7 protein-coding genes are annotated in these 13,049 nt (G+C 37.9%); 1 reads left to right on the forward strand and 6 read right to left on the reverse strand.

Annotated elements, in window-relative coordinates; all coding sequences use genetic code 11:
• Window positions 1–42: 42 nt before the first annotated feature.
• On the reverse strand, window positions 43–729 hold the full coding sequence (locus SporoP32a_RS05130) for a hypothetical protein (RefSeq protein WP_085426931.1): 687 nt from the start codon (window positions 727–729) through the stop codon (window positions 43–45).
• Between the two features lie 618 nt (window positions 730–1,347).
• Between SporoP32a_RS05130 and SporoP32a_RS16995 the strand changes: the two genes are divergently transcribed.
• Window positions 1,348–3,084: a GIY-YIG nuclease family protein gene (locus SporoP32a_RS16995; protein WP_198166224.1), complete on the forward strand. Its 1,737-nt coding sequence runs from the start codon at window positions 1,348–1,350 to the stop codon at window positions 3,082–3,084.
• Window positions 3,085–3,308: 224 nt separating this feature from the next.
• Here SporoP32a_RS16995 and SporoP32a_RS05140 read toward each other — a convergent pair whose 3' ends face one another.
• The 5 genes from SporoP32a_RS05140 to SporoP32a_RS05160 form a co-directional block, all read right to left on the reverse strand.
• A complete protein-coding gene (locus SporoP32a_RS05140) occupies window positions 3,309–4,886 on the reverse strand; it encodes a protein kinase domain-containing protein (protein ID WP_085426932.1) in 1,578 nt (525 codons plus the stop codon).
• Window positions 4,887–5,185: 299 nt separating this feature from the next.
• Complete coding sequence (locus SporoP32a_RS05145) at window positions 5,186–8,350, reverse strand: type I restriction endonuclease subunit R (RefSeq protein WP_085426933.1); 3,165 nt, start codon at window positions 8,348–8,350, stop codon at window positions 5,186–5,188.
• A 23-nt stretch (window positions 8,351–8,373) separates the two neighbouring features.
• Complete coding sequence (locus SporoP32a_RS05150) at window positions 8,374–9,603, reverse strand: restriction endonuclease subunit S (RefSeq protein ID WP_085426934.1); 1,230 nt, start codon at window positions 9,601–9,603, stop codon at window positions 8,374–8,376.
• Window positions 9,593–11,185: a type I restriction-modification system subunit M gene (locus tag SporoP32a_RS05155; protein WP_085426935.1), complete on the reverse strand. Its 1,593-nt coding sequence runs from the start codon at window positions 11,183–11,185 to the stop codon at window positions 9,593–9,595. The genes SporoP32a_RS05150 and SporoP32a_RS05155 overlap by 11 nt, the downstream gene beginning before the upstream one ends.
• Window positions 11,186–11,363: 178 nt before the next feature.
• Window positions 11,364–12,884: an S-layer homology domain-containing protein gene (locus SporoP32a_RS05160; RefSeq protein WP_085426936.1), complete on the reverse strand. Its 1,521-nt coding sequence runs from the start codon at window positions 12,882–12,884 to the stop codon at window positions 11,364–11,366.
• Window positions 12,885–13,049: the final 165 nt, after the last annotated feature.

Consider the following 13,049-nt stretch of genomic DNA (forward strand, 5'->3'; position numbering starts at 1 on the left):
ATACAATCGAATAAATAACAATCCCCCAAAAACTAACACCCATCAGCTATTCCTCCTCTTTGACTTTTTGAGCTCCACTAATCCCCATGAAACTAATAGTACAATTAAAGCGAAAATAGCAATAAACGAAATGACATTATACGAATGCAGATAAACGGTTTCTTCTGAAAATACATAGGCAACCTTTGAAGGAATATTCGTCATATGCTTCTCCACATGATTTTGTCCGCCTTCTATAATATTTGGAAATGAATTCTTTTGTATTTCCATACCTTCAGGTGCTGTAAAGGAAATTACAATATTACGTTCAACATCACTAGTAGCAAAATCCGGCACAAATAATGGAACATCAAAATGATAATCTACTCTCGGAATTTTATATTTAATCGTGTAGGTAACGCTTTCTTGTTCAATGTTGTTAAGTGGCAGAATATATTTATCTAGGCGTTCACCAGTTTCTAAACTAGGTGAAACTTCTCCTTCTCCTGTATTAAATAAGACTTCAGAAACTTGATTATTAGTTATTTTTGATAGTAAATGTCCAACCTCTAGCGATTCTCCTTGTATGTTTATTAATTCGATTTGTTCTGTTACAACATACTGATCATCCTCTGTTTCTATATCTATCACTGCCTTATTTAAAACAGGAAGTGCTTCTTCAGCAAATGCTTTATGATTAATTGAAAGCATTAATGCTAGAAGGATAATTGAGTATAATAGCTTTTTCATTACTTTCCTCCTCGTCATAATTATTAGAATAATTTGTATTATATTATGTCTCTTGAACAATTACAACCTGTTTCAACCAATTAAATTAATTAGTTTCCCAAATACAAAAAATCAGGAAGTAAAAATAACCGATTTATGCCTAATAAGAGAAAAATACCTGTGCATGAAACATTCATGATAGTTTAAACATTCACGTTTGTTTCTCACACAGGTATCTTATTTATTGAATCGAAAAAGTGAATAGTACCTGCGCATGAAACTTTCATGATTGTTTAAAAATTCACGTTTGTTTCTCATACAAATGGCATCTTTAATGCCTGATATTTTCTAACAAATAGCACTAGGTCCACCTATAAATCTAAATCGATTCAAAATTGGTTCTGATTTTTGCGGGAACTTATTCTGACCTTCAGATAATAACGATAAAAAAGCTTTAAAAATATATAACCTATGTCTCTTAATTATCTATATTGTGACATTTATCTCTTTAGTTCACAAGAACTGGTATAATAGTTTCATATACTGTAAAAAGTATCGTATTTCTGCATAAACAAGTCGATTACTATCAATTGATGTTGTTGGTTACTACTATTCGAAAAAATGAAAGGGGTTTTTGTATTGAGTAAAAAAGAGTTAAAGAAACAACTGCCTGACGACCTACAGGCATTATCTTCCCAAAAGTCATATGACAAATTAAAATGGTTTGAAAAGACATGGAGCGTATTATTAATTATTCTATCTTTACTCGCATTCGTATTCCCAGAGGCAATATTTATTGTTGGCCCTATAATTGCTTGGAAGTTGCGTAAAGCAATAAAGAAGAACAATAAAGTTTTTGAGGAATATGAAGTGCTGTTCACTTTAGAGGAAGATAAGAATAGGCAATTAGATATCTTTAACGCTGAATTGAAAGAGTTAGAAGATAAGATTACTAACAGTAAAGAGGAATTAGATTTCATTAAAGATGAGATTGTCAATAGTAAAGAATTATTTGGACAACGTAAAGAAGAATTTAGAAATGAAGTACGAGATGAAATGAACCAGCAGATTAAGGAAGCAAATACTGAAGCTGAAAAGATTAGAGAAATTGCAGCTTATGATGCAGCAAATGTACTAAAGGATGTTCAAAAATATATTGATGAGCGCAATCAACTATTGGCCGATAATGAGAAATCCGAAAAACAATTGAAAACAAACACCAACAAAATTATTAAAGCAAAAGCAGAAATACTGGGAATCAAAACACTGACTGATCGTTTTCCATCCGTCATTGATTATTCTAAGTTGGAGGAAGAGGTACGTAAAGTCAGTCAATTTTATGACGAAGAAAGCTTGTTGCAAAATTTGATTGAGCTTAATTGTCATTATAAAAACTCGAAAGAACTCAGAAAAGAAATGACCCGTAATAAGCGGGAGATGAGCAAAGTACTGGATACTTATGTTGACCGTTATACAACCAAGGGAAACAAGACTATTTATCAGTTAATGGTAATAGGCCTGCAGGCGGAATTACAAAACATCTTATTTACACTTACTTACTCAAAACTCGAAGAAGCACAAGATAATGTTCGTACTTTAGTAAGAAAATACTTAACGATCTGTGCAGACGGCAATAATCAAATTTTACCTACAATCACTCGTTTTCTAACAGAGATTGAACCAATCTTCTTGGAAGCGATAGAAATAGAACACCACTATTATGCAAAACGCGAACGTGAAAAAGAGGAGCAGCAAGCGATTCGTGAACAGATGAGGCAAGATGCCGCTGAAAGAAAAGCACTGAAAGAACAACAGAAAAAGCTGGAGCAAGAAGAAGCAAAGTTCTTAGTTGAAATGGAACGAAACAGAGAACTACTGTTATCTGAAACGGATACCGATAAAATTTCAAGCCTAGAAGCCCGTATTCAAGAGTTGGAAAATCAGCAGAATGAACTTGAAGCGAAGAAGGAAGAAATCACTAGACTTGCAAATGGTAAAGCCGGATATGTTTATGTGATATCCAACTTAGGTTCATTTGGAGATAACATGTTCAAAATCGGCATGACAAGAAGGTTAAATCCACAGGAACGCGTTGATGAACTGGGAAGTGCCTCCGTGCCGTTCAAATTCGATATCCATGCTATGATTTTCAGTAATGACGCAGTAGGCCTTGAAAATCAATTGCATCAGCTACTACAAAAACAGCGAGTCAATAAAGTAAACTTGAGGAAAGAATTTTTCGAAACAACTGTTTACGAGTTACAAGAAATAGTAGAAGAAATCGATCCGACTGTAGAGTTCAAAACAACACTTTTAGCCCAAGAGTATTATCAAAGTCAAGAATTGAAAGAAGAACAATTAGCTACTGTTGGATGAATAAAGAGTTGAAAAGCCTCTTCAAATGAAAGGTACCTATGCGAGAAACTTTCGTGATTGTTTTAACATTCACGTTAGTTTCTCACACAGGTACCTTGTTTTTTTTACGAGATTTTCGTACGAGTGCACAAAAAAGATACTGCCTGAAAGTTGGTCTTCTCGGCAATATCTTGAGCTTGATATTAAGACAGGGGGCCTGTGCATGTTTATTATAATCTAGTTGTTTAATTCTGTGTTTCGTTTTCTAATTCTATTCTTAACTCTTCATCTGACATCAACCTGATTTTTTTTAATTCTTCAAATAAATTTTCCTTGAAGGGATCTCTATTAGCAATATCCCAAAAATAATCTCCTAAGATGCTATGGTTATAAATATACTGTAGTATCTCCATATATTCTCTAAATTCTTCTGCTCTGAATTTAGAATGGCGTCCATCATACGTATTGCTTATAGCATTATATATGGAACTTTTGTGTACAATTAAAAATGAACCGTCAAACCATCTTGTAACATTAAAGTGTGCTATCTCATCATCTTCATAATAATGTTCATATTCTCCCTTATCATTAACAATCAAATCTTCTGAAACAACTTCACTAGTATATTTGTCATTCTGACTCTTTAGCCACTTTTTTAATTCGTTAACTGTACTTGGGTAGATAGGTTTTATATTATCGAATTCTAAACGGAAATAGCTAAACTTTGGATCTTCGTTAGGTAGTTCCCATATCAATTTTTTCACTTTAAAAACATGCTTCATATTTAAGCCAAAGCTAAGTATGACCATATCCTCTTCTTTTTCATCGAACGCTTTTATATCTAATAAGTCCATTCCACCACCTTCATGTATAAAAGTATGATTAAAATTTAATTTCGAAATCCTTTGTAAAATATCTATAACTTGATCTTTATTTCTCCAGATAACAGTACTAGGATGATGTTGTTGTACTATAGTTTCTTCAATAAATCTCCACAAACTTTCACCGGATCTTTTCGGATCCAAAGAAATTTGTTTCCAATCCATCAACCTTTTCAAAAACTCTTTTATACTAGGTCTTTTCTGCGGATTTTCTGAAGTTGACTCGGCAAGAAGCTTGTATAACTCGACAAAGTGTTGATTAGGGTACTTTAGCGACAGTTTATTATTTTCACGGTAGTTATATTGACCATCAAATGCATATTCTTCATCGCATAATACAATCCATAATGTCTTGGCAAATGAATAAACGTCTGCTGGTCGGGAATCTTCTACTTTAAATGCTTCTCTCATTTCTGGGGCTAACGTTTTTCTATTTCCAACTGACTCTTTTATTTTAGTTAAGTCTTCTTTCTCAGGGAAATCAATCAATCCAAAATCAGCAAAACAGTAACTCTCATTATAAAAAAGTATATTTTCGGGCTTAATATCTCGATGAGTAATATTTTTTTTGTGTAAATCAATTAAATTTTCTGCTAACTCTTTAAAAATATTAACTTTTTCATACAAATTTTTATTTTTTTGCAGTTCTACTAGCGGTGTTGCTTTAGGCATTACGAAGAAAAACTCTCCGGTTTTTTCACATGGTAATTCGTATTTTATTACAGGTATAATTCCCTTCTGCTCATTTTTATATAACTCATGAACTTTTATAGCTTCTGTCTTAAATCTTTCAAGTCGTAACTTTGCAAACTTATTCGTAGGATTCTTTATTTTAGAAACTTTAACCGCTACCTCAAGTTTATCTTTTCCTTCCATAAGATAAACTCTTCCATTTCCACCTTGACCTAATTGTTTTATTTTCCGATAATCTAAGTAACTCATAGTAATGCTCCTTATATTCTGTGATAGTACGTCTAATCAAGCTTATTTATTGTCCATCCATTTCCAAACAAATACATGAAAAAGAGATATCTCCCGGAAATACAAAATGCTACGCAAACGACAGAAGGTGCAGTGCATGAAACCTTCATGGTTGTTTTAAACATTCACGTTTGTTTCTCACACAGGTACCCTAATTTAATGGTTGTCCTTATTTTCACTATCTTTGGCCGTTTTGTAAAAGGTAATGAAATAAATTGCTAAGTATGTCTGTATTATATCCTAATTAATACATTCCCCACTCACCGCAACTCATCCCCCAAAGGAACAATCACCTCATTCAACACATGAATCCAATCACGCTTCATTTCCGGTCCGTATTTCAACGGCTTCGCGCCTGGATTTTCAGCTTTATACTTATCAAATTCTTTACTATCAAGAATCCCACGGATATTCGGTATGGTGTCTGACCCGACAGTATACTGAATGGCGGATAGATGCAGTTGATCTTCTTTCACAAACCACGCATTCGACTGCGTTTCTATCGCTTCGTCATATGCCGATGTGAAATAACGTCGCTTGACAGCGAAAATGTCTTCATCTTCGTCCACTTCCTTGGCGTCAATGGCATTCAGAATATCTGTATAGACATTTTTCACGACATCCGACTTATTCAGTTTCTGAAGCGCTTTTTCGATTTCTTCCCGGATGTCTGGGCTGTTCGCTGCGTAGGTTTCCAGTAAGCGGTCGATATAGGTCGAGTCGATATCATACAACTTAATCGCGTTATCTCCATAGAACTCGATTCCTGAAAAATCGGGATCGTCATCGGGATTCCCCGGTTCCCTTTCATCTGTCAGTGAACCTTTTACGGTATTGTAGATTCCGACATAATCCTCCAGCACTTTCACTTGGTCTTGAAGCGCTTGTGATTTCTCCATGTCGTCGTTGTAGTCATCGTACGTAACGAGCGCTTCATAGGCATTATTCAGCTCTTGGAAGGCTTTGACGAACTCGATGCGTTCTGCTATCGGTGAATGTTCGTCGATACTTTCAGGATTCGGTACTGATGCAGTAAAGGACGAATGGGCTTTTTTGAAGCGTTTCTTTGAGTCTTTGTATGACGGATACACTAGATTGGTCTCTTCTTGTGCTCGCGAGTACAGTTTAGTTGCTTCGTTCACATTGTATTCCATCGTCGCCGGTTTTCTGAATGTGACAATCAAGCCTTTCTTTTTCCCTGGATACGTACGATTCGTTCGGGAAAATGCTTGAATCAAGTTCGCATAGCTGAGGTTGCGGTCGACAAATAGCGTTTGAATCGTAGGCGCATCAAATCCTGTTAACAGTCGATCGACAACAATGACTAAATCGACTTGCTTCCCCAACTGTTTAAATTCGGCTCTCTTACGCGCAAGTCGGTTGTTGATATCGCCATTGTACCGATTAATATCTTCTATCGACCAAGACGTTCCGTAATACGCGTTGTAATCCTTGATGATTTCTTTCATCTCGTCTTGATTCTCTTTGGAGTCTTCTTCATTTTCCTGCAATGAATACGTGATGGCCACTCGCGGGAAATCCCGATCGTCAATGGTACGACCTGTTCGAATCGGATGGCCGGCGAATTCCTTCGTGAGCCAATCCGGGTCACTCGTCATGTCCTTGATCGCATGATAGTATCGTTTCGCCATCGCAATCGAGCTGGTTGTTAATATGGCAGACTTCTGGGGTCTCCCGTTTTCAAAGTCAAATTTCGTATAGGCGTTATCGGGACGGAATATCTTATGCAAGACCTTTTGAATATGCTCGTCCTGTTCATAGGATGAAGGTTCGATATATGTTTCCCGTTCGATTCGGGTCATTTTATCGATTTCATCATTTACTTCATTGTCACTTAGCGCTGCGTATTTCTCTTTCGCACGCAATTGGGCAAAGATATAGTTGGTCAACGAGACAGGTTCGATCGTATCTTCATGTTCAACTTGAAAGCCTAATACCGCTCCATCATCGAGGGCATTTTTAATCGTGTACGTATGCAACACTTCACCGTACTGGTCACGTGTTGTACGCGCCAACCGACCTTTTGCTTGTTTCTTGTTCTCGTCAAAGATCGGGGTGCCCGTAAAGCCGAACCACGTAGAGTTGGGGAAGAATTCCTTGATCGCTTCCATCCCCTCAGCGCTTAACGCACGGTGACATTCATCGACAATAAACACAATATGCTGGCCCATCAGTTTCTTGAAACGTTGCGACCCTTTTTGTTCTTCTTGTCTCTCCGCATAGCGCAAAGCCGCTTCCAACTTTTGACGCGTCGTGATAATGACCGTATTGGAATTGGCACTCGACAGCAACGTGTCACTCAACTCTTTGGAGCTACCTGTTCCGACAATTAAACTATTCGACTTCGCTGTGCCCGATGAAATACCCGTATTATATTCCGACGCAAACTTCGTAAATTCACTCGTCGTTTGATTGTCTAAGTCTTTCCGGTCAATCAACATGACCGTACGATCGACACCCGCTTTTCTTGCGAGTAGCTTGGTCGATACAAAGCTCGTCAACGTCTTTCCAGAGCCTGTCGCGTGCCAGACATAGCCTGATTGGTGCTTCATTGCCGACGTAAATAACGCCTCAATTGCATGAATTTGATAGGAATGCAGCACCATCAATGCTTTGTTGTCTTGGTCTTCACTAACAATCGTATAGTTCGCGATCAACCGATGCGCATCCGGTATATTGAGGACTTGCTTGACGAACTCATAGAGATTGTCCACTTTTCGATTGTCCGTCGTACGCCAACTGAAGACGAACTTCTTGTGCATATCTTTCGGCATGGCATTCGCAAAATAACGCGTTGTTTGTTCATTCGATATAACAAACAATTGCAATGTAGAAAAGATGTTATTCCGGAACAATCCTTCTTCTGCATACTTCTTGATTTGATTATAGGCTTGATAGACGCCATCTTTCGCAGTCGCTTGTTTCAACTCGATTTGCACGATCGGCAAGCCATTGATCAATAACGTGACATCAAATCGACGGTCCCGATCCTCTACACTCGCTTTTCCTTTCGCAATCTGATGAACGACCTCGTATGTAGAGATTCCGCCTCCTATATCTTGATTGGAGTACAGAACCAACGACATCGCCCCGATCGAAACATCTTCCCGTTCGATCGTAATACGGGCAATGCCATTCTCCCCCTTCAGCCACTTCGCCGCTTCAAAAGGCGTCTTCGTTTTCAGCAGTAGTTCTGTCTTGATCGTATCGAACTCCGCATCAGTCAATGGAGTTCCACCGATCTCCGCTAAGTTATTCTGAATAATCTTTTGCCGTAAGTTCTTCCATAGATCGTCTTCCGACTTGAGGTCGGGGCGGTAATTCCATTGGTTGTGTCCTTCTCCCAAGACTTCAATCAAGCGACGTTCTACTTCTTCTTCATCGTTATGAGGAATCTTCGTCATGCGTAGTCCTCCTTTCTAGCTACTTAGACAAACATCTTTTGTAGGAATGCTTTTTTAGTTTGTTGTAGGGCCTCTAGTTCTTGTTCGTGTAGGGTGATTACTTTGTCTAGTTGTTTGAAGAAGGTACCGATAACCACTTGTTCTTCAATATTTTGCGGTATTGGAATTATTAAATCTTTTACTATAGAACCTGATAGGTTTCCTTGTCCGCCTTGTAAATAAGTACTAATAATTGATCTTTGCTGTCTTTTAAGCCATTGCATAATAAAATTCGAATTATTGTCTGACTTTGGCTTAATAGCTAAAATAGCTTGATTAATCGCTCCATTTATTTGTGATATACCAACTTCTCCACTAGTAGCACCATACAATGCATATAATATGTCACCTTTTTCAACGATTTTAGCTGAAGAATTATTAAATCCACTTTCTGTCAAGAATAATTCAGTATTACTTGCATTAATTTCTCCCGACCTTATAAATGGAATGATTCCACCATAGTATAATTTATTTTTTGCACTAGGCGTTCCACCAGAATATGATTCGGTAATTTCTCCAATTCTGCTATACTTCCAACTTTCAGTAAACCCCGGAAACCGAACTTCCGGCACTGCTTCCCCTTCTTTTGGAAACATTTTTTGCAAGAACCCTTGTTTTGTTTGTTTGAGGATGGTTAGTTCTTGCTGTTGAAGGGCGATAGAGTCGTCTAAAGACTTGAGAAAGTTCCCGATCTTTTCTTGCTCTCTTTCTAAAAGTGGCATATGAATTAACCACTTCTTTAATAAAGTAGTTGAGATAAATGGTTGATCAGATCCAACCGCTTTTTTTTCTACAAAATTTGATATTACATTTATAAGTAATTGATATGTAAAATCAACATGAGTATCATTTAAACGAACAATTTTTCCAGCTCTCTGATAAAGTAATGAGCCGTGTAATGCCTCTGGAATCTGCGCGATTTTTAATCTACCATTTATAATAGGTCTATTTAAACCTAATACTATATCACCAGTTTCAAGGATACTTTTCTTATAACTATCCGCAAAATGCTGTGGAAGAAAGTTTAGATTCCTTGTGTTGATATATCCATGTTGAATCGATTCGCCATTTATTATTGGTATACCGTCCTGGACGTAATCACTCACTTTAAATGCATAACCAGAAATCACTTCATAGATACTTCCAAACTCTACTTCTTGCCATTGGTCAGTAAAATGCTCGAAACGGATTTGTGGAGTAATTTTACTTTTCATTATTAAACACCTCTAATGCTCCCTCAATCCATTTGGAGTCTTCCGTCTCAAATTCCATAGTAGAAATCATTTCATATAGGCTATGTTTCAATTCTGATTTTTCTTTGCGAATCTCCTTTATTGCTTTTCCAATTGATTCCATATCAACAGATATTTCTTCTTCAAAAGTATCTACATAGCGAGGAATATTCAAGTTAAAATCATTCTCTTTAACCTCTTCAAATGTCGCAACATAAGCATACTTCTCAACATTTTCTCGATTGATGTATGTTTTGAAAACCTGATCAATATGTTTAGTCGAAAGCTTATTTTGATTCCCCACTTTATTAAAGTCTTTACTCGCATCAATAAATAACACATCACGAGTAGTACGGTTTTTCTTCAAGATAATAACCGTCGTCGGAATCGAAGTCCCAAAGAATAGGTTAGCTGGCATGCCAATTACTGCATCTATATTCCCGTCTTCCAATAACTTCTTGCGAATAATACCTTCTGCAGCACCACGGAACAACACACCATGAGGAAGTACGATTGCCATGGTTCCTGAATCTTTCAAGTGATACAGTCCATGCAATAAAAACGCAAAGTCTGCTTTTGATTTCGGTGCCAGTCTTCCATACCGGTTGAAACGAGAATCATCCAGGAATGTTTCATCTGCCGACCATTTCGCTGAATACGGTGGATTCATTAGGACCGAATCAAACGTATACGGTTCTTCTGTTGGCCAGTCTTTGTTCAGCGTATCCCCGTTGCTTAAACGCATGTCTTCCTTGTCCACGCCATGCAAGATCAAGTTCATCTTCGCCAGGTTGTACGTGGTCGTGTTTAACTCTTGTCCATGATATTTAACGCTTTCGGGATGGTTGATATAGTTCCGGACGTTCAACATCAACGAACCGGATCCCATTGTCGGGTCATATACGCTGAATAACTTTTTATCTTCTTGTCCAAATGCCGCAATACGTGCCATCATGACGGATACTTCATGTGGTGTATAGAATTCTCCAGCTTTCTTGCCCGCTTCGGAAGCGAACTGACTGATCAAGAACTCATAGGCATCTCCAATTACATCCCCACCATGTCCTAACAGATTAATCGGATTCAACTTCTTGATCACTTCTGTAATTGTAATATTTCGTTGCTGCGGATCTGATCCAAGCTTTTTTGACGTCAAGTCTACATCATCGAACAAGCCATTGAATTGATCATACTTTGTCGACAAGTCGATAAAGGCTTTGTTCAAGTCGTTTAATTGGAACGTGTTTTGTTTCGCTTGATAGGTTAGGACATTGAACAGGAAATCCGGTTCGATGTCGTAACCTAATGTATCTACCAGTGTTTCGATCAAGTCAGCTTTTACGTCTGCATCTGCTAATAGCTCTCTATACAATTGTGTTTGCTTGTCTGCTGTATCGAATTCTTCTAGTGATTCATCAGCCAACTCCACTACTTTTACCAACAAACGATCCGATAAGTATTTGTAGAAGATTAAGCCTAATAGATAGTTTTTGTATTCTGACGCATCCATTTTACTGCGCAAGTTATCGGCAGCACTAAATAATATCGTGTTTAATTCAGCCATGTTGTGTTCCTCGCTTTTCTGTAATTGATTTTCTGTCTTTTGATGTAAGATCCATCTACCCTTATGATACCATATCCAAAATATCCTACTATAATAGTAAAACAAAAATACCCATGCAAGAAACAAACATTCACGTTTGTTTCCCACACAGATATCTCATTTACCTACTCGCATTCATTCATTGATCAGAATAATTCACAAAAATCTCCTTCGCTGAAACGTTCACTATGCCATACATTTCCTTAACATGAATGCTCATCCCTTCCGTATAACCAGACATTCCATTACCTGGCTCTTCCAGACTGCCATGAACAATATTTTCAAATTTGATGTCAACGGTACCCGTGCTCTTGGCGGTAGCATTAAATATATTCGTACCGGCGATTCTGTCGATAATAGCAATACTCTCCGGATCCTTTGTCAAAATCATATGCTTTCCGATATTTTTTGCTTCTTCCTTATCATAGGAATAGTGGTTCTCAAATATCTTTTCTATATCAAATGTATAAGACAATCTTTCTCTTAACGTCTTGATATCATAATTGAAGTAATTATATTTTGGTAGTTTGGCTTCAATGGCATACTGTACTTCATTGCCTCCAGCGAAGCGCACAGTTGCAATATATTCTCCTGGCTGATCGATTTTGATGCACGTATTGTCACCTGAAGAACATTTATTGAAAGTGACATCAGTAGCTATCAATTTTCCTGCCACTGTGGAAAGGCGGACGCTTTTAACCTTTTCACCCGCATCCACTTCCAGCTCCGCTTCTGTCGGCAAGTAGTCTTCCGTCTCTTCCAATGTGAGTCGCAGTTTACCGTTCACTAATTTAGTGTGCACGTAGAATTTTTTATCGACTCTTTTTTCATTGCTTGCGGAAGAGTCATTCTGCAACATGGCGCCCGAAATATTGAGTGTTCCTTTTCCTTCTTTCAACGGAAGGAGTTGAATTTTCGTTTCGGTGTAACCCGGCTTGCCATAGACTTCAAACGACTCGTACAAGTCCGTATCCGTCTTCCATATCACATTATTGAGTTTATCTAATCCTACATCGGCAGCGGTTATAGTCGTCATCGGGGGTTTTACCTCTTCTGTCGTTTTGATTAATTTCGCAGCCTGTCCTCTGGTCACAGGTACATTTAAGCTGAATTTGTCAGGTGACGTGCCCGTAGTAATCTTCATTTTGTAAAGAATCAAGATGTTTTGACCATGTGATTGCGTGATACTGACATCCTTGAATGGATTGTGGATTTGAAATGCATTATAACGCGGCAAATCAAACGCTTTGACGAGAATGGACGCAAACTGGCCTCGTTTGACAGGATCATTGGGTCCGTAGCGTCCATCTTCGTAGCCGCCAATGACTCCGGCTTCCGCAAGTGCGGCAATGGCGTTGTAGTAGCCATTTGTCTTCGTTACATCTTTGAAGCCTGGATTTTTCACATGGTTCATATCCAGTTTAATCATCTTCACAATAATCGCGGCAGCCTGTCCTCTTGTAATATTATTCCCTGGTTTGAACGTACCGTCCGGATAGCCTCCTATAATATTGCGCTCTGCCAATTCATTGACCGCTTTCGCAAAATGCTTCGTCGCCGGCACATCAGGAAACGGTTGTTTGCTTGTAGCAACGCTGGATAAAGGCGAGATGCACGCAATCAACAATGCACCGACTATCGCTAGTAATTTTCTTTTCATTTACTCTCATCCTCTCTAAATTATAGAATTTATTCGTGTATTCAGCGTATAGACGCGGAAATGGTGTAATAGTTTCAAAATCAAAATACCTATACTAGAAACAGACATGAACGTTTCATATAATAGGTACTATTTTCTACAAAATAATCAGTACATTGAACAAAA

Source organism: Sporosarcina ureae, assembly GCF_002109325.1.
GTDB classification, from domain to species: Bacteria; Bacillota; Bacilli; order Bacillales_A; family Planococcaceae; genus Sporosarcina; species Sporosarcina ureae_C.